We start from the raw sequence: 22,495 nt of genomic DNA, 5'->3' as shown, positions 1-22,495 counted from the left end.
CTGCCTCCGACACGCGGGAGACAGCAACATCACTGATATTGCGCGGATCTTGACGACCAAACCGCCCGCAAGGAGACCGAAGCCCGGGTTTGGCCGCCCACGGCTACCAAGATCGCACTCGAACCAGGATGTAGTGGCCACGGACCGCCGGGAAGCCACTACAACCGGGATGTTGTGTGATCTTGCCGGCGACGGCGCGGACGCACGGGCGACAGGACGGCACGGACACAGCGGCACGGGCGCACGGCGGCACGGACCGCACGGCGGCACGGACCCACGGGCGCCGGGCGGCACGGACGCACGGGCTGGCAGGCAGCCTGGGCGGTCGCTCGGGGGTTGCTTCCCCTGTGAGGGGTTAGGCGTTGCGGGCCAGGTGAGTGGTGATCGCGGTGGCGAGGCGGTCGGGGGCGCCGTCCGCGTACCCGATGAAGAGCGACGGCTCGGTCAGCTCCAGCTCGACCAGGACCGGCTCGCCGTCAGGGCCGGGGATCAGGTCGACCCGGGCGTAGAGCAGCTGTCGGGTTCCGCCGGGCACCGTCGCGAGGGCCTGCTCGGCCACCGCCAACTGTTCGGGGCGAGCGGTGCGGGCGGTGATCTCTTCGGCCTTGTAGAGCCCGTCCGGGCCGAGGTCCGGCCCGGACAGCATCGGACCCTTGCGGATCGCGTGGCTGAACGCGAGCCCATGGGGGCCGGCCAGGAAGAGCAGGGCGGTCTCGCCCTCGGTGTCGACGGCCCGCAGGTACGGCTGGACCATGGTGACCCGGCCGGCCCCGGAGAGCCGGCGAACGTGTGCGGCGGCCAGGTCCCGGTGTTCCGGGTCGGCCAGGTCGTACCGGCCGGTGTCCTGGCTACCGGCGCTGACCGCGGGCTTGAGCACGTACTCGCCGGTCTCGGCGGGCAACTGCCAGCTCTCCCCCGGCTCGATCCACGACGTCGGCACGGTTGGCACGCCGGCGGCGCTCAGCTCGGCGAGGTAGCGCTTGTCGGTGTTCCAGCGGACCACGTCCGCCGGGTTGACCAGCGTCGGCACGGTGGCCGCCCAGGAAACGAACTCGTCGCGGCGTAGCGCGTAGTCCCAGGGTGAGCGGAGCACGACCAGGTCGTAGGACGACCAGTCGACGTCGGGGTCGTCCCAGATGGCGGCCTGGACGGCGATGCCACGGGCGGCGAGCGGGGCCAGGACCAGCCGGTCGTCCGGGTCGAGGTCGGCCAGGTCCGAGCAGGTGACGAGAGCGACCCGGGGTTCCCCCCGGGTCGACTGGTGATATGTGGTCAATTCAGCTGTCGGTTTCAGCGGGCCATCGTGCGCCGGGCCATCGACCGCCAGAGGTCGTTGCTCGGACGCATCTGGTCCATCAGTTCACGCTCCCAGGCGTTCTCGACGGTGACTCCCGCCTTGGCGCACGCCTCCCGGGCGGTGACGGTGTCGTCGGCGAACTGGTCGCCCCACTCGCCGTCGGAACCCACCAGGACGATCCGCGCGCCACGCTTGCCGACGTACTCGATGACCGCCTTCGCGCCGCCGTGTCCGGCCGCGAACGCCTTGAGGCCCGCGACCAGGCCTTGGGGCGTCTGCTCGCCGGCGGTCTGCTCGGCCGTCAGCGTCGTATCGGAACCATCTGCCATGACGCGAAGCCTAAGCAGAGTTGCACCCCGTGGGGCGAGAACCATGAACCTTTTGTGATGCCAATTACCTACAGGTTTAAGGACGACCACAGGTTGGCTGTCCGTTTATTTACCGACTTTTGCGCTCAAAGCACCTCGGTGAATCGGCAGTGAACCGCCCTAGGTTGAGCCGATCCGACTCATGCCGAAAGTTACTCTGATGTGACGTTAAACCCGGACAACTCATCCACGTCCATGATTAGTCAGTAGATCATCGGCGGCATTCGCCGTCGGGCCGAACCAAGGGACGATGACCGACGGACAGCGCGAGGGCCGACGAACCGAGCTGCGGCACGCAACGAAGCCGACAACCAGCGAAGCCGACAACCAGCGAAGCCGACGGACGGAAGCAGCCACGGACGGAGGCCTTCACATGGGACGCGAAGGGCAGTGCCGGGCCGTGCGGGACGGGTCAGATCAGCGCGTCGAGCGCGACGGCCACGAAGACGATCGTCAGGTACGTCGTCGACCAGTGGAACAGCCGCATCGGCTTGACCGCCTCGCCGCGCGTCGCGCGCCGGCAGAGCCGGTGTGCCTCGACCACGAAGATGGCACCCACCACCAGGGTCGGCACCCCGTAGATCGCGCTGAGCCCCAGCGGCCAGACGGCCAGGGAGGTGAGCACCGTGAGCCACGCGAAGATCAGGATCTCGGCGTTCACCCGGCGGATCGAGGCCACCACCGGCAGCATCGGGATGCCGGCCCGGGCGTAGTCGTCCTTGTACTTCATGGCGAGCGGGTAGAAGTGCGGCATCTGCCAGAAGAAGACCACAGCGAAGAGCCCCCAGGCGGCCGGCGCCAGCGAGCCGGTCACCGCGGCCCACCCGATCAGCACCGGCGCCGCCCCGCAGGCGCCGCCCCAGAAGGTGTTCGTCGGGGTGGAGCGCTTGAGCCACAGGGTGTAGACGAGGTCGTAGTAGGCGATCGCGGCGAGGGTCAGCCCGGCGGCCAGCAGGTTGGTGAACGCCGCCATCAGGGCCACCGACACCGCCGCCAGCACCAGACCGAAGATCAGCGCACTTCGCGGCGACACGGTGTGCGCCGGCAGCGGCCGACGCTTGGTACGCCGCATCAGCTGGTCGATGTCACGGTCGATGTAGCAGTTGAGGACGCTGGCCGCGCCGGCGGCGAGGGAGCCGCCGATCAGCACGATGGCCATCAGCCACAGCGACGGCAGCCCGCCCTCGGCGAGCATCATCGCCGGGATGGTGGTGACCAGCAGCAACTCGACGATCCGAGGCTTGGTGAGCGCCACGTACGCCGAGAGGACCGCGCGTACGTCCCGCCGGGCCACCGGGCCCTCGGCCGCCCGCGCCGGGTGAGGCCCGGCCGGGTTGCTCGCGGGGCGCTCGGTGATCATGCTCACGGATTGCCACCTTCCGGCATCGGGCACGGGGAGATCGGATTGGTCGGGACCGCTCGGGTCCGCATACCGCCCCACACACTACGCGTCGTCGTTTTGGCTGCCCGGCCGACCCGACAACGGTGCGGGCCGTCACACCACCGGGTTGAACCGAGCATCCGGATGGTCACGTAGCGCACACCATGCGCAGATCCCCGGGCGCACGTTTAGGGACGCTCGATAAGGTCATCGGTGAGGGTTCCGCCCATCTGCCGAGGAGCACAACCATCGTGGCTGTTAAACGACCCGAGCACTCCGCACTGAACTGGTCCGACCTCGATCGCCGGGCCGTAGACACCGTCCGCGTGCTGGCCATGGACGCCGTAGAGAAATCCGGCAACGGTCACCCGGGCACCGCGATGAGCCTCGCGCCCGCGGCGTACCTCCTCTTCAACCGCGTCATGCGGCACAACCCGGCCGACCCGAACTGGCCCGGCCGCGACCGGTTCGTTCTCTCCGCCGGGCACTCCAGCCTGACGCTCTACATCCAGCTGTTCCTCTCCGGCTACCCGCTGAGCCTGGACGACCTCAAGTCGCTGCGGCAGTGGGGTTCGCAGACGCCGGGGCACCCCGAGCACGGGCACACGCCAGGCGTGGAGACCACCACCGGTCCGCTCGGGCAGGGCCTGGGCAACGCCGTCGGCATGGCCATGGCGGCCCGCCGCGAGCGCGGCCTGTTCGACCCCGAGGCCGAGCTCGGCGCGTCCGTCTTCGACCACGACATCTGGTGCATCGTCTCCGACGGTGACATCGAGGAGGGCATCAGCCACGAGGCCAGCGCCCTCGCCGGGCACCAGCAGCTGGGCAACCTCACGGTGATCTACGACGACAACGAGATCTCCATCGAGGACGACACCAGGATCGCCAAGAGCGAGGACGTGGCCGCCCGCTACGAGGCGTACGGCTGGCACGTGCAGACCGTCGACTGGCGCAGCGGCGACGCCGACCAGGGCGACTACCACGAGGACGCGGAGGCGCTGTACGCGGCGCTGGTGGCCGCCAAGGCGGAGACCGCCCGCCCCTCCTTCATCGCGCTGCGCACCATCATCGGCTGGCCCGCGCCCAACAAGCAGAACACTGGCAAGATCCACGGTTCGGCGCTCGGCGCCGACGAGGTGAAGGCCACCAAGCGGATCCTCGACTTCGACCCGGAGCAGACCTTCCAGGTCGACGAGGAGGTGCTCAGCCACGCCCGCACGGTGATGGGCCGCGGCTCCGACGCCCAGCAGGAGTGGACCACCGCGTTCGACGCCTGGAAGAAGGCCAACCCGGAGCGCACCGCGCTCTACGAGCGGCTGGCTGGTCACGTACTCCCCGACGGCTGGACCGATGCGTTGCCGGTCTTCCCCGCGGACGCCAAGGGGGTGGCCACCCGGGCCGCCTCCGGCAAGGTGCTGGAAGCGCTCGCGCCGGTGCTCCCGGAGCTGTGGGGCGGCTCGGCCGACCTGGCCGAGAGCAACAACACCACGATGAAGGGCGAGCCGTCGTTCATCCCGGCCGCGCACGCCACCAAGGACTTCCCCGGCCACGAGTACGGCCGCACGCTGCACTTCGGCATCCGTGAGCACGCCATGGGCGCGATCCTCAACGGCATCGCCCTGCACGGTGGCACCCGCCCGTACGGCGGCACGTTCCTGGTCTTCAGCGACTACATGCGTCCGTCGGTGCGGCTGGCCGCGCTGATGAAGCTGCCGGTGACCTACGTCTGGACGCACGACTCGATCGGCCTCGGCGAGGACGGCCCGACCCACCAGCCGGTGGAGCACCTGACCGCGCTGCGCGCCATCCCGGGTCTGGACGTGGTCCGTCCGGCGGACGCCAACGAGACCGCCTGGGCCTGGCGGCAGGCGCTGGAGCACACCGACCGGCCGACCGCGCTGGCGCTGAGCCGTCAGCCGCTGCCGACCATGGACCGCGACGTCCTGGGCGGCGCGGAGGGCGTGGCCAAGGGCGGCTACGTGCTGGCCGAGGCGTCCAACGGCAAGCCTCAGGTGATCATCGTCGGCACCGGTTCCGAGGTGCAGCTCTGCCTGACCGCCCGGGAGCGGCTGGAGGCCGACGGCACCCCGACCCGGGTCGTCTCGATGCCCTGCCAGGAGTGGTTCTACGAGCAGGACGAGGCGTACCGGGAGTCGGTGCTCCCGCGCGGGGTAAAGGCACGGGTGAGCGTGGAGGCGGGCATCGCGATGTCCTGGCGCGGTGTCGTCGGTGACCTGGGCGAGAGCGTGAGCCTGGAGCACTACGGAGCGAGTGCCCCGCACACCGTGCTCTTCGAGCAGTTCGGGTTCACCCCCGACCGGATCGTGGCGGCAGCACACGCCTCGCTGGCCCGGGTGGGCGACATCACCGGTTTCACGACCGGCAACTGAGGGAGCGTGGATGGCATGACGGACAAGCTGAATGAGCTCACCGCCGCGGGTGTGGCGGTCTGGCTCGACGATCTTTCCCGGGTGCGTTTGAGCTCCGGCGGGCTGGACCAGCTGCGCCGCGAGAAGCACGTGGCCGGCGTCACCACCAACCCGACGATCTTCGCCAAGGCGCTGAGCGACGCCGACGAGTACAACTGGCAGCTGCGCGACCTCGCCACCCGTGGCATCGAGGTCGAGGAGTCGGTGCGCATGCTCACCACGTACGACGTGCGGTGGGCCTGCGACGTGATGCGCCCGTCGTACGACGGCAGCGACGGTGTCGACGGCCGGGTCTCCATCGAGGTGGACCCCCGGGTGGCGCACGACAGCGACCGGACGGTGGCCGAGGCCAAGGCCCTGTGGTGGCTGGTCGACCGCCCCAACCTCTTCATCAAGATCCCGGCCACCGAGGAGGGCCTGTCGGCGATCACCGACACGCTCGCCGAGGGGATCAGCGTCAACGTCACGCTGATCTTCGGTCTGGACCGCTACTCGGCGGTCATGGAGGCGTTCCTCGCCGGCCTGGAGCAGGCCAAGGCGAACGGCCACGACCTGTCGAAGATCGGCTCGGTGGCGTCGTTCTTCGTCTCCCGGGTCGACTCCGAGGTCGACAAGCGACTGGAGAAGGTCGGCTCCGACCAGGCGAAGGCACTCAAGGGCAAGGCCGCCGTCGCGAACGCGCAGCTGGCGTACGAGCGCTACACCGAGGTCTTCTCCTCGGACCGCTGGAAGGCGCTCGCCGCCGCCGGCGCGCACCCGCAGCGGCCGCTGTGGGCGTCCACCTCGACGAAGAACCCGGACTACCGGGACGTCATCTACGTCGAGGAGCTGATCGCTCCCGGCACTGTCAACACCATGCCGGAGTCGGTCATCCACGCGTACGCCGATCACGGCGAGACCCGCGGCGACACCATCACCGGCGCCTACGACGCGGCCCGGAAGGTGTTCGCCGACCTGGAGTCGGTCGGCGTGGACATGGACGACGTGATCGTCACCCTGGAGCGCGAGGGCGTGGAGAAGTTCGAGGCCAGCTGGCAGGAGCTTCTCGACGGGGTCCGCAAGTCCCTGGAGGCGGCGGCCAAGGGCAAGGGCGCCCCGAACAAGGCGGCCAAGGGCAACGCCAACGCCGCCGAGAAGGCCGGTGGCGCATGAGCGAGCGCAGCGAGCGAAGCGAGCGAAGCGGAGTGACGGCATGAGCGACCTTCTCGCCGGGCCGGTGGAGGCAGCCGCCGGGCTCGCCGTGTTCGGCGCGGACGCGGTCGACAAGGCCGCGCCCGCCTCGACCCGGGACGCGCTGGTCAAGGCCGGCGTCCCGGGCAAGCTGGCGGGCAAGGACGCGACCCTGTGGGGTCCGGACGCCGAGGCCGAGGCGAAGATCCGGCTGGGCTGGGTGGACACCCACCGGCGCAGCCGCGAGCTGCTCGCCCAGTTGGCCGAGCTGACAGCGGAACTGGCCGACCTGGATCACGTGGTGCTCGCCGGCATGGGCGGTTCGTCGCTCGCGCCCGAGGTGATCACCCGGACGCTGGGCCGCCCGTTGACAGTGCTGGACACCACCGACCCGGGCCAGGTCCGGGCGGCGCTCGGTGACCGGCTGGAGCGCACCGTCGTCGTGGTGGCCAGCAAGTCCGGGTCGACTGTGGAGACCGACAGCCACCGGCGCGCGTACTGGCAGGCGTTCCTGGACGCCGGGATGACCGAGGCGGAGGCCGGCCGGCACTTCGTCATCGTCACCGATCCGGGTTCGCCGCTGGAGGCCACAGCGGCCGAGATGGGCGCGTTCACAGTTCTCGCCGACCCGAACGTCGGCGGCCGGTACTCGGCGCTGACCGCGTTCGGCCTGGTGCCCTCGGCGCTGGCCGGGGTCGAGGTCGGGGAGCTGCTCGACCAGGCCGACGCGCTGGCCACGTCGCTCGGCGCGGACCAGAACAACCCGGCGCTGGCGCTGGGCGCCGCCCTGGGCGCCGCGGCCACGCTGGCCCGGGACAAGGTCGCCCTGGTCTCCGACGGCACCGGCATCGACGGGCTCGGTGACTGGGCCGAGCAGCTGATCGCCGAGTCGACCGGCAAGGCCGGGGTGGGCATCCTTCCGGTGGTGGTGGAGTCTCCGCAGAGCCCCGGCGCCACCGGCGCGGACGTGCTGACAGTCAGCTACGGCGGCGCGCTGGCCCCTGGTGACATGGCGGGCGGCGGGGCCAACCCGGACGTGGCCGTCAACGGCCCGCTGGGCGCGCAGTTCCTGGCCTGGGAATACGCCACAGCGGTGGCCGGCGTGGTGCTCGGCATCGACCCGTTCAACCAGCCGAACGTCACCGAGTCCAAGGAGAACACCAACAAGATCCTGGCCTCGGGCCTGCCGGCGGAGGCGCCGTCGTTCACCGAGGGCGCGATCGAGGTGTACGCCCCGCAGGGCGCCCCCGGGGACCTGGCCGGTGTGCTGCGTTGGCTGCTCGACGGGCTGGGCGACGACGGTTACCTCGCGGTGATGGCGTACCTCGACCGGTTCGCCGACGCCGACGCGGCCCGCCTGCGGTCGCTGCTGGCGCAGGCGGGTGGCCGGCCGGTCACCTTCGGCTGGGGTCCGCGGTTCCTGCACTCGACCGGCCAGTACCACAAGGGCGGCCCGCAGGTGGGCAGCTACCTCCAGGTGACCGGCGCGGTCGCCGAGGACCTCGCGGTGCCGGGCAAGCCGTACACCTTCGGTGAGTTGCAGGCGGCGCAGGCCGCCGGTGACCGGCAGGCTCTCGCCGGTCGGGAGCGGCCGGTGCTGCGGTTGCACCTGACCGATCGGGCCGCCGGCGTCGCCCAACTACTGAACGCGGCCGGTGATCTGCGGGCGTGAGGATGGACGACGTGACTGAAGCGGAAGCGAGGGGGCGCCGTGAGCGCGAGGAGTGAGTCGGGTTTGCGAGCCCCGCAGTCGCGAACCGACGATGGCTCGGTGAACCCGCTGCGCGACCCGCAGGACCGCCGGTTGCCCCGGATCCCGGAGCCCTGCGCTCTGGTGATCTTCGGGGTGACCGGCGACCTGGCCCGCAAGAAGCTGCTCCCTGCGGTCTACGACCTGGCCAACCGAGGGCTGTTGCCGCCGGGCTTCGTGGTGCTCGGTTTCGCGCGCCGCGACTGGGGTGACGGCGACTTCGAGACGTTGGCCTGCGAGGCTGCCCGCAAGCACGCCCGCACCCCGTGGCGGGACGAGGTGTGGGCGCGGCTGGCCGGCAACATCAAGTTCGTGGGTGGATCGTTCGACGACGACGACGCCTTCGACCAGCTCGCCTCGACGCTCGACGATCTGCGTCAGACCCACGGCATCGCCGGCAACGCGGCGTTCTACTTCTCCATCCCGCCGGCCGCGTTCCCGGTCGTACTCAAGCAACTGGCCCGCACCGGGATGGCCGACAACGAAAAGTCCGGCGGTTGGCGCCGGGTCGTGGTGGAGAAGCCGTTCGGCAACGACCTGCCCTCGGCGAAGGCGCTCAACGACCTCGTCGACGACGTGTTCACCCGGCAGGACGTCTTTCGGATCGACCACTACCTGGGCAAGGAGACGGTTCAGAACATCCTCGCCCTGCGGTTCGCCAACAACCTGTTCGAGCCGCTGTGGAACTCCAAGTACGTCGACTCGGTGCAGATCACCATGGCGGAGGACGTCGGCATCGGCACCCGCGCCGGCTTCTACGACACCGTCGGCACCGCCCGCGACGTGCTGCAGAACCACCTTCTCCAACTCCTCGCCCTGGTGGCGATGGAGGAGCCGACCAGCTTCGACGCCGACGAGATCAGGGCCGAGAAGCTGAAGGTGCTCAAGGCCATCACACTGCCCAAGGACGTGGCCCGGGACACCGTCCGCGGTCAGTACCTGCCGGGCTGGGTCGGCGGCGAACGCGCTGTCGGTTACCTGGATGAGCGGGACGTTCCCGCCGGCTCCACCACTGAGACGTACGTGGCGGTGCGGTTGGGCATCCAGAACCGCCGCTGGGCGGAGGTGCCGTTCTACATCCGCGCCGGTAAGCGGCTGCCCCGGCGGGTCACCGAGGTCGCCATCATGTTCAAGAAGGCGCCGCACCTGCCGTTCAACGACGCCGACATGGAGTCGCTGGGCAACAACCAGCTGGTCATCCGGGTGCAGCCGGACGAGGGCGTGGTGCTCAAGTTCGGCTCGAAGGTGCCGGGCACGACAATGGAGGTCCGCGACATCGCCATGGACTTCCAGTACGGCGAGGCGTTCACCGAGTCCAGCCCCGAGGCGTACGAGCGTCTGGTGCTGGACGTGCTGATCGGCGACCGCACCCTGTTCCCGGACGCGGCCGAGGTCGAGCAGAGCTGGCAGGTGATCGACCCGCTGGAGCACGCCTGGGAGGGCACCACCCCGGAGCCGTACCGGGCCGGCGAGTGGGGCCCTCGGGCCTCCGACGAGATGCTGGCCCGCGAGGGCCGCGCCTGGAGAAGAGCATGATCGGGCTGTGGGACACCACCGGCAACGAGGTGGTCAAGGCGCTCGCCGCCGAGCGGCGCAGCGCCGGCGGTGTGGCCAGCGGCATGGCGCTCACCCTCATCGTGGTCGTGGACGAGAAGCGGGTCCGGGAGGCGGAGGCCGCGGCGACCATCGCGGCCGCCGCGCACCCGTGTCGCCTCCTGGTGGTGGTCCGCTCGGAGATCGAGCGGGACCGCAACCGACTGGACGCGGAGATCGTGGTCGGTGGCCGGCTCGGCCCGTGCGAGGCGGTGGTCACCCGGATGTACGGCCGGTTGTCCCTGCACGCCGAGTCGGTGGTGATGCCGCTGCTCGTTCCCGACGTACCGGTTGTCACCTGGTGGCACGGCGAGCCGCCCGCGGAGATCGCCACCGACTTCCTCGGGGTGGTGGCCGACCGGAGGATCACCGACTCCGCGCAGGCCGCCGACCCGGTGGAGGCGCTGCGGCAGCGTGCCCGGGACTACGCCCCGGGCGACACCGACCTGGCGTGGACCCGGATCACCCCGTGGCGCACCCTGGTCGCCGGGGCGTTCGACACCACCAGCGCCAAGGTCACCGAGGCGACAATCGTCGCGCCTCCCACCGACCCGACGGCGGCGCTGATGGCCGGCTGGCTGTCCAGCCGGCTCGGCATCACCCCGCGCCGGGTGGACAGCGACGAGTTCCCTCGGATGCGGGAGGTGCAGCTCAGCTGCGCCAACGGCGACCAGTTGACGTTGAGCCGCGAGGACAGCATGGCCGTGTTCCGGCGGACCGGCCAGGACGACAGGGCCCTGCCGCTGGTGCGCCGCCCGCTCGGCGACGAGCTGGCCGAGGAGCTGCGCCGGCTGGACGCCGACCAGGTGTACGCGGAGGCGCTGGGCGCCACGGTCGGGCTGCGCGGGCTGGACCAGCGCCCCCCGCAGCGGGTCCACGTCTGGAAGGATCCGGCCACCGCGCAGCGCGCCGAGGCCGGGGTGACCGCGCACGTCGGCACGAGCGGCGAGGGCTGAGCCCATCCGGGGCACACCGTCGGGCAGGGCCGGTACGCACCGGCCCTGCCCCGCAATCTCCGGGGCTTTCGCCCCACCACCTCGGGCACACCGCCCCGGGCACGACAGCGACCGCCTCGCGGTCGGGAAACGAAGGCGCAACCATGAGTGAGGCGAGTGTCGCCGTCCACGCCGACGCCGACCTGCTGGCGCAGGCAGTGGCGGCCCGGTTGCTGGTGAAGCTGCTCGACGCCCAGGCCGACCGGGGCGAAGCCTCGGTGGTGCTCACCGGAGGTCGGGTCGCCGCGGCCGTGTACCGGGCGGTGGCGACGCTGCCGGCCCGCGACGCGGTGGACTGGTCCCGGGTCGACGTGTGGTGGGGCGACGAACGGTTCCTGCCCGCCGGTGATCCGGACCGCAACGAGACGCAGGCCCGGACGGCCCTGCTGGACGTGGTGCCACTGGATCCGGCCCGGGTGCACGCGATGCCGGCCTCGGACGGCCCGGCCGGCAACGACCCCGAGGCGGCGGCTGCCGCGTACGCGGAGGAGCTGGCCCGCGCCGCCCGGCCCGGGCACGCCACCCTGCCGCACTTCGACGTGCTGATGCTGGGCGTCGGCGAGGACGGCCACGTGGCCTCGGTCTTCCCCGAGCACCCGGTGGGCTACGAGACCCGGCCGGTGAGCGCGGTGCGGGGCAGCCCCAAACCGCCGCCGACGCGGACCACCCTCACCCTGCCGGCGATCAACACCGCCGAGGAGGTCTGGCTGGTGGCCGCCGGCGCCGACAAGGCTCGCGCTGTGGGTATGGCGTTGGCCGGCGCCGGGCCGGTGCAGTTGCCGGCGGCCGGCGTGCACGGCGTGAACCGCACCCGTTGGCTGCTGGACCGGGCGGCCGCAGCCGACGTACCCGTCCGACTGCGCAGCCTGCGCTGAGCGCGGGGAGGAACCCGCTACTCGCCGCGTCGACGGCGTAGTGCGGCGAGCGCCTCGGCGAGCAGGGCCTCCCCCTCCTCGGCGGTGCGTCGCTCCTTCACGTACGCCAGGTGGCTCTTGTACGGTTCGGCGCGAACGCGACCCGGCGGGTTCTGGGCGTCCCGACCGGCGGGTAGGCCACAGCGGGGGCAGTCCCACAGGGCTGGCGGGTCGACGTCCGCGGCGATCCGGATGTCGACCCGGTGGTCGTTACGGCACCAGTAGCTGACGTCCTGTCGGGGGGCGGGTTGGTGCCGCTCGTCCGGGCGCATCGGTGCGGACCCGACCCGGGCTCCCCGGATAACGTTGCCATTCGGCACGGCTGCTCGCTCCTGTCGTCGGAGGGGACCCGCCGTCTTCGGGGGTGGAGCGGCGGGCGACGCGGTGCAGCGGAGAAAAGCCTGCGCGCGGCCCGTCGAGTGACGAACCGCGCGCAGATTGTACGACTTACTGAGCCTGCTCAGGCGCCGCTGTTCATTTGGAGGCGCAGCCAGAGCCCGAGGCCGACGATGGCGGCGAACCAGACGACGCTCACCAGAACGGTGTAGCGGTCCAGGTTTTTCTCCGCGACCGAGGAGCCGGCAAGGCTGGAGCTGACGCCACCGCCGAACATGCTCGACAGACCGCCACCCTTGCCGCGGTGCAGCAGGATCAGCAGGGTGAGCAGAATGCTCGTGATGACCAGCAACACGATCAACGTGTATGCGAACCAGATCGGCATGGCTGGGGTCAGTTCCTCTCGTAGCGATCCTCGCCCGGTCTGATCGGGCACGGCGGCACCGACCGGCGGACGGGCGGTGTCAAGGATACCGAGCGATCAGCGGGCGAGGTGCTCCGGGAACCGGCAGATCTGAGCGAATTCCTCGGCGTCCAGGCTGGCGCCCCCCACAAGGCCCCCGTCCACGTCCGATTGGGCCATGATCGAGGCGATGTTGGACGCCTTGACCGAGCCGCCGTAGAGGACCCGAACCTGGTCGGCGGTCTCCTTGTCGAAGCGTTCCGCCAGTCGCTGACGCACCGCCCCGCAGACCTCCTGGGCGTCGTCCGGGGTCGCCGTCTTGCCCGTGCCGATCGCCCAGACCGGCTCGTACGCGATGACGACCTGCCGCACCTGCTCGGGGGTGAGCCCGGCGAGGCCGCCGTCGAGCTGGTCGGAGCAGTGCGCCACGTGGGTGCCCTGCTCGCGGACGTCCAGCCCCTCCCCCACGCACAGGATCGGCGTCAGGCCGTGCGTGAGCGCCGCCTTGACCTTGGCGTTGACCAGCGCGTCGTCCTCGTTGTGGTAGGCCCGCCGCTCGGAGTGCCCGACCACCACGTACGTGCAGCCGAGCTTGGCCAGCAGCGGCCCGGAGATGTCCCCGGTGTACGCGCCGGACGCGTGCGGGGAGAGGTCCTGCGCGCCGTAACCGATGAGCAGTTTGTCCCCGTCCACAGCGGTCTGCACTGTGCGCAGGTCGGTGAAGGGCGGCAGCACTACCGTCTCGACGTCGGTGAGCTGCTTCTCGGTGAGGCTCGCCGCCAGCTTCTGCACCAGCAGGTTGGCCTCGAGGTGGTTGAGGTTCATCTTCCAGTTGCCGGCCATCAGCGGCCGGCGGGTGGTGCTCGACATTCAGTTCTCCAGGGCCGCGATGCCGGGGAGGGTCTTGCCCTCGAGGTATTCCAGGGAGGCGCCACCACCGGTGGAGATGTGCCCGAAGGACGACTCGTCCAGCCCCAGGGCACGGACCGCCGCCGCCGAGTCACCGCCGCCGACGACGCTGAACGCGTCGGCCTTGGTGATCGCCTCGGCGATCCCCCGGGTGCCCGCCGCGAAGGCCGGCATCTCGAACACGCCCATCGGGCCGTTCCAGAAGATCGTCTTCGCCTGGGACAGCGCGGCGCTGAAGCCGGCCACCGTCTCCGGGCCGACATCCAGGCCGAGCCGGTGGCTCGGGATGCCGTCGACCCGCACCGTGTCGTGCGCCGCGTCCGGAGCGAACGCGTCCGCCACCACCACGTCGACCGGCAGCATGATCTTGCCGCCGGACCGCTCCAGCAGGTTGCGGCAGGTGTCGACCATGTCCTTCTCCAGCAGCGAGGTGCCCACCTCCAGGCCCTGGGCCTTGAGGAAGGTGAAGCACATCCCGCCACCGATGAGCAGCCGGTCGACAGTCGGCAGCAGAGCCTCGATCACGGCGAGCTTGTCGGACACCTTCGACCCACCGAGCACCACCACGTACGGGCGCTCGGGGTCACCGGTGAGCTTGGAGAGCACCTCGACCTCACGCAGCACCAGCCGGCCCGCGACGTGCGGCAACCGGGCCGGCACGTCGAAGACACTGGCGTGCTTGCGGTGCACGGCACCGAACGCGTCGTCCACGTACGCGTCGCCGAACGCGGCGAGCTGGTCGGCGAAGGCCCCCCGCTCGGCCTCGTCCTTGCTGGTCTCACCGGCGTTGAAACGCAGGTTCTCCAGAAGGGCGACCTGGCCGTCGGCCAGGTCGGCGACGGTGGCGCGGGCGGAGTCACCGACGGTGTCGGTGGCGAAGTGGACCGGCGCGCCGAGCAGCTCACCGAGCCGCCCCGCGACCGGGCCGAGGCTGAACTGCGGGTCCGGAGCGCCCTTCGGGCGGCCCAGGTGCGAGCAGACGACAACCTTCGCGCCGGCCTCGACCAGTGCGCCGAGGGTCGGCAGCACCGCGCGGATCCGACCATCGTCAGTGATGGCACCGGTCTGCTTGTCGAGCGGGACGTTCAGGTCGGCGCGCACCAGCACGCGCCGACCCGACACCCCCTCGGCGAGCAGATCGTCGAGGGTCCGGATGCTCACAGCGACGAACCGACCAGCTTGACGAGGTCGACGAGCCGGTTGGAGTAGCCCCACTCGTTGTCGTACCAGCCGACGACCTTGACCTGGTTGCCGACGACCTTGGTCAGCGGCGCGTCGAAGATGCACGACGCCGGGTCGGTCACGATGTCGCTGGAGACGATCGGGTCCTCGTTGTAGACCAGGATGCCCTTGAGTGGGCCATCCGCGGCGGCCTTCAGCGCGGCGTTGACCTCGTCCACTGTGGTCTCGCGACCCACGTTGACGGTGAGGTCGGTGACCGAGCCGGTCGGGATCGGCACCCGCAGGGCGTACCCGTCGAGCTTGCCCTTGAGGTCCGGCAGGACCAGGCCGATCGCCTTGGCGGCGCCGGTCGAGGTCGGCACGATGTTCAGCGCGGCGGCCCGGGCACGACGCAGGTCCGAGTGCGGCGCGTCCTGGAGGTTCTGGTCCTGGGTGTACGCGTGGATCGTCGTCATCAGACCGTGCTGGATGCCGAACGTGTCGTGCAGGACCTTCGCCATCGGGGCGAGGCAGTTGGTGGTGCACGAGGCGTTGGAGATGATGGTGTGCTTCGCCGGGTCGTAGGTGTCGTGGTTGACACCCATGACGACGGTGACGTCCTCGTTCTTCGCCGGGGCGGAGATGATGACCTTCTTGGCCCCGCCGTCGACGTGCGCCTTGGCCTTGGTGGCGTCGGTGAAGAAGCCGGTCGACTCGATGACGACGTCGGCGCCGACCTCGCCCCACGGCAGCTTCGACGGGTCCTTCTCGGCGTACGCCTTGATGGTCTTGCCACCGACGGTGATCTCGTCGGCGGTGGCCTTGACCTCGTACGGCAGGCGACCGAGGATGCTGTCGTACTTGAGCAGGTGGGCGAGCGTGGCGTTGTCGGTCAGGTCGTTCACCGCCACGACCTCGATGTCGGCGTCAGACGCCAGCACTGCCCGGAAGAAGTTACGGCCGATTCGGCCAAAGCCGTTGATGCCAACCCGGATGGTCACAGGTCCCATCTCCTCGCGTTCTGGTCCGCCGGCTTCAGACAACGGGCCGGCGGGAATGGTGTGCGCCGACCGTTGGAGCCGGCCGTCGACGGTTCATCTCGGCCACCCCGCCGCGCGGTCTGAGGACCTGACCGCCCGAGGCGGTGGGGCACGACGAGGAGTGCCGGTGTCGGCCCCCTTGCCGTACGCAGCGACCCTATCCGAGCGTGCGAGACCACGCTGCGCCGGGTAGTGCTCCCGGGCGCACCGTGCGGCCCCACCGTCCTATCAGACCACGAGCATGTCGGGCGTGACGGCTGCTTCCGTATCCGGGATGCCAAGGTCGCGGGCCCGCTTGTCGGCCAGCGCCAGGAGCCGGCGGATCCGCCCCGCGATGGCGTCCTTGGTCAGCGGAGGGTCGGCCAGGGCCCCCAACTCCTCCAGCGACGCCTGCCGGTGCTCCAGACGCAGCCGACCGGCGTCGGTCAGGTGGTTGGGCGCCTCGTCGGCGAGGATCTCCAGCGCACGGGTGACCCGGGCGGCCGCGGCGACCGCCGCCCGCGCCGAACGCCGCAGGTTGGCGTCGTCGAAGTTGGCGAGCCGGTTGGCGGTGGCCCGTACCTCGCGGCGTACCCGGCGCTCCTCCCAGGCCAGCACGCTGGAGTGCGCGCCGATCCGGGTGAGCAGCGCGGCGATCGCGTCACCATCCTTGACGACCACCCGGTCCACCCCGCGTACCTCGCGGTTCTTCGCTGTGATGCCGATGCGACGGGCCGCGCCGACCAGCGCCAGCGCCGACTCCGGCCCCGGGCAGGTGATCTCCAACGCGCTGGAGCGGCCCGGCTCGGTGAGCGAGCCGTGGGCCATGAACGCGCCCCGCCACGCGGAGACCGCGCAGCAGACGTTGGCCGCCACCACGTGCGGGGGCAGCCCACGCACCGGGCGACCCCGCACGTCGAGCAGGCCGGTCTGCCGCGCCAGGGCCTCGCCGTCCTTGACCACCCGCACGATGAAGTGGCTGCCCTTGCGCAGCCCACCGGAAGCCAGCACGTGGATCTCGCTGGGGTAGCCGTAGACCTCGGCGATCTCCCGGCGCAGCCGCCGGGCCACCGCCCCGGTGTCCAGTTCAGCCTCCACCACCACGCGGCCGGAAACGATGTGCAGCCCGCCAGCGAAGCGCAGCAGCGCGGCCATCTCCGCCCGCCGACAGCAGGGTTTGGGCACGTCGACCCGACTCAGCTCGTCCTTGACCGCGGCCGTCATCGCCATTGTGCGTCCCCTCACGGACCTGTTCCGGCGTGTCGCCGGAGATTACGTACGTGTCTAACGATCGGCGCCCAGGACAGGCACCAGCGCGGCGCCCAGGGCAGCCGGATCATGGCGGGGAGTCCCGTCGACAACGGCGACGGGGGCGAGGACCAGGCGGGCACCCAGCGATTCTGCCGCACGTTCGACCGGTTCGGGGTCACCCACCGCCTTGGCATCGGCGAGCACAAGATCGACCTTGAGTTCGGGCAGGTACCAGTGCAGCGCCGCGAGATGATCGGCGACGGAGAGCCCGAGGGTCTCCTTCTCCGCGGCGAGGTTCAGCGTGACCAGCCGCCGGGCCGAGGTGGACACGATCGCGTCGGCCAACTGCGGCACCAGCAGGTGCGGAAGCACACTCGTGTACCAGCTGCCCGGCCCGAAGATCAACCAATCGGCCGCCCGGATCGCCTCGATGGCCTCGGCGCACGCAGGTGGGGCGCTCGGCGTAAGGCGCAACGACTCGACCCGCCCGGTGGTGACGGCCACCTGGTGCTGGCCACTGACCGTGCGCACCTCGTCGGGGGCGGCCGGGTCGGCACCGCGTACCCGCGCCTCGATCCCGACCGGTTGACGGGACATCGGCAACACCCGGCCCACAGCGCCGAGCATCGCGCCGGCGTGCTCCAACGCGGCCACCGGGTCGCCGAGCAGCTCCATGAGGCCGCAGAGCACCAGGTTGCCCACGGCGTGCCCGGTCAGACCGTCGGTGCCGGCCGACGCCCCGTCGGTGCCGCGCGGGGCTGTGTCGGTGCCGCGCGGGGCCGCGCCGTCCCGGTCCGGGTCGCCCGCCGCCGGGCCTGGGCCGGTCGCGGCGGGCCCGGGTACGCCCACCGGTGCGGCGGCGAAGCGGTGCTGGAACAGCCCGGCGCTGCGCCTGGTGGCCGGGTGGTCCCCGGCCAACGCCACCAGCGCCTGGCGCAGATCTCCCGGCGGCAGGCCACCCCGCTCGGCCCGCAGCCGGCCACTGGAGCCGCCGTCGTCACCCACAGTGACAACCGCTGTGATGTCGAGGTCGAGTTCGGGAGCGCAGTGGCGCAGCGCCCGCAACGAGGCGGACAGGCCGTGCCCGCCGCCGAACGCCACCACCCGCCGGGCCGTCATTCCCGCCCCAGGTCGCGGTGCTGGGCGTTCGCCGCCAACCCGGAGTGACGTAGCCGGCTGGCCAACTCCTCGGCGATGGCCACGCTGCGGTGCTTGCCGCCGGTACAGCCCACGGCGACGGTGAGGTACCGCTTACCCTCCCGCTCGAAGCCGGTCGTGGTGGCGTTGACCAGGTCGGCGTACGAGGCGACGAAGGCGTCCGCGCCCTCCTGGCCCAGCACGTACGCGCTGACCGCCTCCTCCCGCCCGGTGTGCTCCCGCAGCTCCGGCACCCAGTACGGGTTGGGCAGGAACCGGGCGTCCAACACGAAGTCGGCGTCCGGCGGCAGGCCGTACTTGAAGCCGAACGACAACACCGTGAGCCGCAGCCGGCGGGCGTCCTCGCCGCCGAACAGCTCCTCGATGCGGCGCCGGAGCTGGTTGACGTTCAGGTGGCTGGTGTCGATGATCACGTCGGCCTGGTCACGGGCCTCCTCCAGCAGGCCGCGCTCCACGGCGATGCCGTCGGCCAGCCGCCCGTCACCCTGCAACGGATGCGAACGCCGAACGCTCTCGAACCGCCGGATCAACACCTCGTCGTCGGCGTCGACGAAGACCACCCGGGGCGAGAATCCGCGCTCCTTGAGCTCCCGGATCGCCCCGGCCAGGTCGGTGGAGAAGGCCCGCGACCGCACGTCAAGCACCATTGCGGTACGCCGGGCCGCGCCGCCCGCCTTGAAGGCCAGCTCGGCCATGTCCAGCATCAGGGCCTGCGGCAGGTTGTCCACGACGTAGTAACCGACGTTCTCCAACGCCCGGGCCACGGTGCTGCGGCCACCCCCTGAGAGGCCGGTGACCACCACGAGGGTGGTCTCCGACTCAGCCGCCATCTGCTCGTCATCGGCATCCGGGCCGTCGATCCGGTCACCGGCTGTGCGCGCCTCGCTCACCCGTACCCCCAAGCCGTGGCGCCGCGGCCGCCCTCGGCCGCGATTGGTCAATCAGCGACTCTATCCCGCCACCGGGTCGCGGCCCGGCACCCGTGGCCGGACGGCTGCCGCGGACCATGTCGAGGGTCGCCCTCCCGACAGCGCGCAGGCTTGATGACGATCAGTAGTTGTCAATACGCTCAACGTGATCGTCGCAGGTCAGACCGACATCTGGAGGGTGCGATGCACGACCTGGCGGACAAGAACAAGTACGTCGGCTTCCTGTTCATGCGAATCAGCCCCGAGTACTTCGCCCTCGGTCGCGAGGGCATCCACGAGATCTCCGCCGAGCACGCCCGCGACCTGGGCCGCTTCGCCAAGCAGCTCACCCACGTCGTCTGCACCGGGGTGAACGGCAAGTACGACCAGGTCACCATGGTCGAGGCTGACACCCTCGAGGAGATCAACGCGGCGGCCACCGCCTTCCGCATGGGTAACAAGGCCCGCTACATCGAGATCGTCGACATCGTGGTCGGAATGAAGGCCCCGCCGCGCGGCCTGGCCAACCGGTCCAGCCAGCCCGGCTGACCGCCTCGCCCGTCCGGCCCACCCGACCCGGGTGCGCCGGGCGGGCGCTGTCGGCGTCGGCTCGTAGACTCCCCGGATGGCTTCTCCCACCGACCTGCGTACCGCCTCCGACGCCCTGGACGTGCTGGGCCGGGTCTTCGGCTACGACGCGTTCCGTGGTTTCCAGCAGGACGTGATCAACCATGTGGTCGCTGGCGGCGACGCGCTGGTGTTGATGCCCACCGGTGGCGGCAAGTCCCTGTGCTACCAGATCCCGGCCCTCGTCCGCGACGGAGTCGCCGTCGTCGTGTCCCCGCTGATCGCGCTCATGCAGGACCAGGTGGATGCCCTCACCGCGGTCGGCGTACGCGCCGGGTTCCTCAACTCGACCCAGACCCTGGACGCCCGACGGCGGGTGGAGGCCGCCTTCGTCGCCGGCGAACTGGACCTGCTCTACCTGGCCCCGGAGGCGCTCGGCGTCCGATCCACCCTCGCCCTGCTCGACCGGGGCCGCATCTCCCTGTTCGCGATCGACGAGGCGCACTGCGTGTCCCAGTGGGGGCACGACTTCCGCCCCGACTATCTCGCCCTCTCGATGCTGCACGAACGCTGGCCGCAGGTGCCCCGCATCGCCCTGACCGCCACCGCGACCAGCGCCACCCGCACCGAGATCGCGACCCGGCTCAACCTCGACGACGCCCGGCACTTCGTGGCCAGCTTCGACCGGCCCAACATCCAGTACCGGATCGTGCCCAAACGCGAGCCCCGCAAGCAGTTGCTGACCCTGCTGCGCGACGAGCACCCCGGCGACGCCGGCATCGTCTACTGCCTGTCCCGGGCCTCGGTCGACAAGACGGCGGAGTTCCTCACCGCCAACGGGGTCGCCGCGCTGCCCTACCACGCGGGGCTGGACGCGGGCACCCGCGCCCGCAACCAGCAGCGCTTCCTACGGGAAGACGGCCTGGTCATGGTCGCCACCATCGCCTTCGGCATGGGCATCGACAAGCCCGACGTGCGGTTCGTCGCCCACCTCGACCTGCCCAAGTCCGTCGAGGGCTACTACCAGGAGACCGGCCGCGCCGGCCGTGACGGCCTGCCGTCCACCGCCTGGCTGGCGTACGGGCTTCAGGACGTGGTCCAGCAACGCAAGATGATCGAGACGTCCGACGGCGACCTCGCCCACCGCCGCAACCTGGCCGCGCACTTGGACGCGATGCTCGCCCTCTGCGAGACGGTGCGCTGCCGGCGGGTCCAACTGCTCGAATACTTCGGCGAGACGACGACGGCCGCCTGCGGCAACTGCGACACCTGCCTCACCCCACCGGAGACCTGGGACGGCACCGTCGCCGCCCAGAAGTTGCTCTCCGCCGTCTTCCGCCTCGACCGCGAACGCAACCAGCGCTTCGGCGCCGGGCACTGCATCGACATCCTGCTCGGCAAGCCGACCGACAAGATCAGTCAGTACGGTCACGACTCGCTGACCGTCTTCGGGATCGGCTCCGAGCTCAGCGAGGCCGAGTGGCGGGGCGTGGTCCGGCAACTGCTCGCCGAAGGGCTCCTCGCCGTGGAGGGCGACTACGGCACGCTGGCGCTGACCGAGGCGAGCGCCGACGTCCTCACCCGCCGCCGTACGGTCACCATGCGCCGAGAGCCGGAGAAGCCCGCGTCGAGCCGCTCATCGAAGCCGCGCGGCGCGTCCACAGTCGTGGCCGAGCTGACCCCGGCCGCCGCGTCGCTGTTCGAGCGGCTGCGGGCCTGGCGTGCGGTCACCGCCAAGGAGCAGGGCGTCCCGGCGTACGTCATCTTCCACGACGCCACACTGCGTCAGATCGCCAGCGACGCGCCCAGCACACTGGCCGACCTGTCCCGGGTCAGCGGAGTAGGCGAGAACAAACTCGCCAAGTACGGCGAGCAGATCCTGACCGTCCTCACCGCCGACTGAGCTCATGGCGAAGGGCCGGGCCCCGTGGTGGGGTCCGGCCCTTCGGCATGTGGTGGGGGTCAGTTGGTGGCGTAGCCGCGGGTGGCGATCCAGTCGGCGAGGTGTTCGACGCTGATCTGGTAGGCGGCTTGGTTGGGGTCGGCGGAGTCGGCGATGGTGGCGGTGTTGCCGTTGTCGTGGTAGCCGACGACGCTGATGTAGTGCCCGCCTTCGTAGGAGTGGGTGACGCCGTTGGTGTCGGTGCTGGTGCCGGCGATGTTGGCGACCACGGCGCGGCCGTCGTCGACGGTCTTGACGATGTCGGCGCGCAGGGTGTCGGTCTGCTTGGCGTCGGCGTCGGGGGTGCTGATTTCCACGGACCGGTAGGCGTTGGTCTTGCCGGTTTCCTTGTTCAGCACGGGGGTGATGTCGTTGATGGAGTTGGTGCCGGCCTCGGTGGTGCCCATTTCCTTGGCCATGTCGTCGACGTTGATGTTCTTGCCCTGCACGGACAGGGCGTTTCGGGTGGCGGCGGGTCCGCAGTAGTAGAAGTTCGGCTGGGCTTCGTAGCGCACGCCGAGTTCCCGCTCGCCGTGGCTCTTGCGGTCGGTCTGGGTCTGCGTGGCCGGCTTGCTGGTGGTGGGTGCGGCGAAGGCGGTGGTGACGGGGCCGGCGATGGCGCCTCCGGTGAAGGCGAGGCCGGCGGCGGTCAGAGCGGTCTTACGGATCAGATCGGTACGCATGATGGCGTGCTCCTCTGCATCGGGGGTGTGCCCGCACGGCACTCAACGGGGGGTGGTGCGGGCGGGGGAAGTTCGAGGGGTTCTGCCCGGTGACCCCGCAACGGGGGGTCGGCGTCGGGACAGCGTGTAACCATCCGCGGTGGCAGGCCATTCCGCCTACCCGCCCGGGGTCGGCCGTGGTGGTGCTCGGCCGTGCGGGGGATGTAACCGAGGCGGCCTGGCGGGTGTTCCCGGCGGGGCCGGCGCGCGCCGTGACCGGGA

General features: G+C 70.9%; 20 protein-coding genes. 8 read left to right on the top strand and 12 right to left on the bottom strand.

Annotated elements, in window-relative coordinates:
* Nucleotides 1-355: 355 nt before the first annotated feature.
* The 3 genes from AB0C20_RS25440 to AB0C20_RS25430 form a co-directional block, all read right to left on the bottom strand.
* Complete coding sequence (locus AB0C20_RS25440; RefSeq protein ID WP_357191767.1) at nt 356-1,276, bottom strand: hypothetical protein; 921 nt, start codon at nt 1,274-1,276, stop codon at nt 356-358.
* A gap of 14 nt (nt 1,277-1,290) precedes the next feature.
* Nucleotides 1,291-1,626: a hypothetical protein gene (locus AB0C20_RS25435; protein ID WP_088949242.1), complete on the bottom strand. Its 336-nt coding sequence runs from the start codon at nt 1,624-1,626 to the stop codon at nt 1,291-1,293.
* Between the two features lie 451 nt (nt 1,627-2,077).
* Entirely contained in the window at nt 2,078-3,031 is a 954-nt protein-coding gene (locus tag AB0C20_RS25430; protein WP_112677042.1) for a heme o synthase, read from the bottom strand.
* A gap of 266 nt (nt 3,032-3,297) precedes the next feature.
* Here AB0C20_RS25430 and tkt point away from each other — a divergent pair, with 266 nt between their 5' ends.
* The 6 genes from tkt (at nt 3,298) to pgl (ending at nt 11,858) form a co-directional block, all read left to right on the top strand.
* The gene (tkt, locus tag AB0C20_RS25425) at nt 3,298-5,436 is read left to right on the top strand and encodes a transketolase (RefSeq protein ID WP_357191770.1); all 2,139 of its coding nucleotides are present in this window, start codon (nt 3,298-3,300) and stop codon (nt 5,434-5,436) included.
* Nucleotides 5,437-5,451: 15 nt separating this feature from the next.
* Complete coding sequence (tal, locus tag AB0C20_RS25420) at nt 5,452-6,627, top strand: transaldolase (RefSeq protein WP_357191773.1); 1,176 nt, start codon at nt 5,452-5,454, stop codon at nt 6,625-6,627.
* Between the two features lie 40 nt (nt 6,628-6,667).
* Entirely contained in the window at nt 6,668-8,317 is a 1,650-nt protein-coding gene (locus AB0C20_RS25415) for a glucose-6-phosphate isomerase (RefSeq protein WP_357191775.1), read from the top strand.
* Between the two features lie 99 nt (nt 8,318-8,416).
* Nucleotides 8,417-9,931: a glucose-6-phosphate dehydrogenase gene (gene zwf, locus AB0C20_RS25410; RefSeq protein ID WP_357191777.1), complete on the top strand. Its 1,515-nt coding sequence runs from the start codon at nt 8,417-8,419 to the stop codon at nt 9,929-9,931.
* Nucleotides 9,928-10,944 (top strand): glucose-6-phosphate dehydrogenase assembly protein OpcA, encoded by a 1,017-nt coding sequence (locus AB0C20_RS25405; RefSeq protein ID WP_357191779.1) that lies wholly within the window; start codon nt 9,928-9,930, stop codon nt 10,942-10,944. Before zwf ends, AB0C20_RS25405 begins: the two co-directional genes overlap by 4 nt.
* A gap of 143 nt (nt 10,945-11,087) precedes the next feature.
* Complete coding sequence (gene pgl, locus AB0C20_RS25400; protein ID WP_357191781.1) at nt 11,088-11,858, top strand: 6-phosphogluconolactonase; 771 nt, start codon at nt 11,088-11,090, stop codon at nt 11,856-11,858.
* A 17-nt stretch (nt 11,859-11,875) separates the two neighbouring features.
* On the opposite strand, the gene AB0C20_RS25395 is transcribed toward pgl, so the two are convergent.
* The 8 genes from AB0C20_RS25395 to rapZ form a co-directional block, all read right to left on the bottom strand.
* Entirely contained in the window at nt 11,876-12,217 is a 342-nt protein-coding gene (locus AB0C20_RS25395) for an RNA polymerase-binding protein RbpA (RefSeq protein WP_357191783.1), read from the bottom strand.
* A gap of 140 nt (nt 12,218-12,357) precedes the next feature.
* On the bottom strand, nt 12,358-12,618 hold the full coding sequence (secG, locus tag AB0C20_RS25390; protein WP_030337344.1) for a preprotein translocase subunit SecG: 261 nt from the start codon (nt 12,616-12,618) through the stop codon (nt 12,358-12,360).
* Nucleotides 12,619-12,714: 96 nt separating this feature from the next.
* Nucleotides 12,715-13,506: a triose-phosphate isomerase gene (gene tpiA / locus AB0C20_RS25385; protein ID WP_357191785.1), complete on the bottom strand. Its 792-nt coding sequence runs from the start codon at nt 13,504-13,506 to the stop codon at nt 12,715-12,717.
* On the bottom strand, nt 13,507-14,706 hold the full coding sequence (locus AB0C20_RS25380; protein ID WP_357191787.1) for a phosphoglycerate kinase: 1,200 nt from the start codon (nt 14,704-14,706) through the stop codon (nt 13,507-13,509).
* A complete protein-coding gene (gene gap / locus AB0C20_RS25375) occupies nt 14,703-15,707 on the bottom strand; it encodes a type I glyceraldehyde-3-phosphate dehydrogenase (RefSeq protein WP_238649250.1) in 1,005 nt (334 codons plus the stop codon). Before gap ends, AB0C20_RS25380 begins: the two co-directional genes overlap by 4 nt.
* 267 nt (nt 15,708-15,974) lie before the next feature.
* Nucleotides 15,975-16,955 (bottom strand): DNA-binding protein WhiA, encoded by a 981-nt coding sequence (whiA, locus tag AB0C20_RS25370; RefSeq protein ID WP_030337350.1) that lies wholly within the window; start codon nt 16,953-16,955, stop codon nt 15,975-15,977.
* Nucleotides 16,956-17,009: 54 nt separating this feature from the next.
* Nucleotides 17,010-18,095 carry a 2-phospho-L-lactate transferase CofD family protein gene (locus AB0C20_RS25365; RefSeq protein ID WP_357191790.1) on the bottom strand — a complete coding sequence of 362 codons (1,086 nt, stop codon included), beginning with the start codon at nt 18,093-18,095 and terminating at the stop codon, nt 17,010-17,012.
* Nucleotides 18,092-18,964 (bottom strand): RNase adapter RapZ, encoded by an 873-nt coding sequence (gene rapZ, locus AB0C20_RS25360; protein ID WP_210785016.1) that lies wholly within the window; start codon nt 18,962-18,964, stop codon nt 18,092-18,094. The genes AB0C20_RS25365 and rapZ overlap by 4 nt, the downstream gene beginning before the upstream one ends.
* 282 nt (nt 18,965-19,246) lie before the next feature.
* Between rapZ and AB0C20_RS25355 the strand changes: the two genes are divergently transcribed.
* Together AB0C20_RS25355 and recQ are read left to right on the top strand one after the other, a co-directional pair.
* On the top strand, nt 19,247-19,591 hold the full coding sequence (locus AB0C20_RS25355) for a hypothetical protein (RefSeq protein WP_091403656.1): 345 nt from the start codon (nt 19,247-19,249) through the stop codon (nt 19,589-19,591).
* Between the two features lie 76 nt (nt 19,592-19,667).
* A complete protein-coding gene (gene recQ / locus AB0C20_RS25350; RefSeq protein WP_357191793.1) occupies nt 19,668-21,512 on the top strand; it encodes a DNA helicase RecQ in 1,845 nt (614 codons plus the stop codon).
* Nucleotides 21,513-21,571: 59 nt separating this feature from the next.
* Here the strand turns inward: recQ and AB0C20_RS25345 are convergent, their stop codons facing one another.
* A complete protein-coding gene (locus AB0C20_RS25345; RefSeq protein WP_357568880.1) occupies nt 21,572-22,234 on the bottom strand; it encodes a C39 family peptidase in 663 nt (220 codons plus the stop codon).
* Nucleotides 22,235-22,495 lie beyond the last annotated feature (261 nt).

The sequence above is a fragment of the Micromonospora sp. NPDC048843 genome, assembly GCF_040649965.1.
GTDB classification, from domain to species: Bacteria; Actinomycetota; Actinomycetes; order Mycobacteriales; family Micromonosporaceae; genus Micromonospora; species Micromonospora hortensis.
Note: the sequence above shows the minus strand (reverse complement) of the source record. Positions and strands in the feature narration are given on the sequence as shown.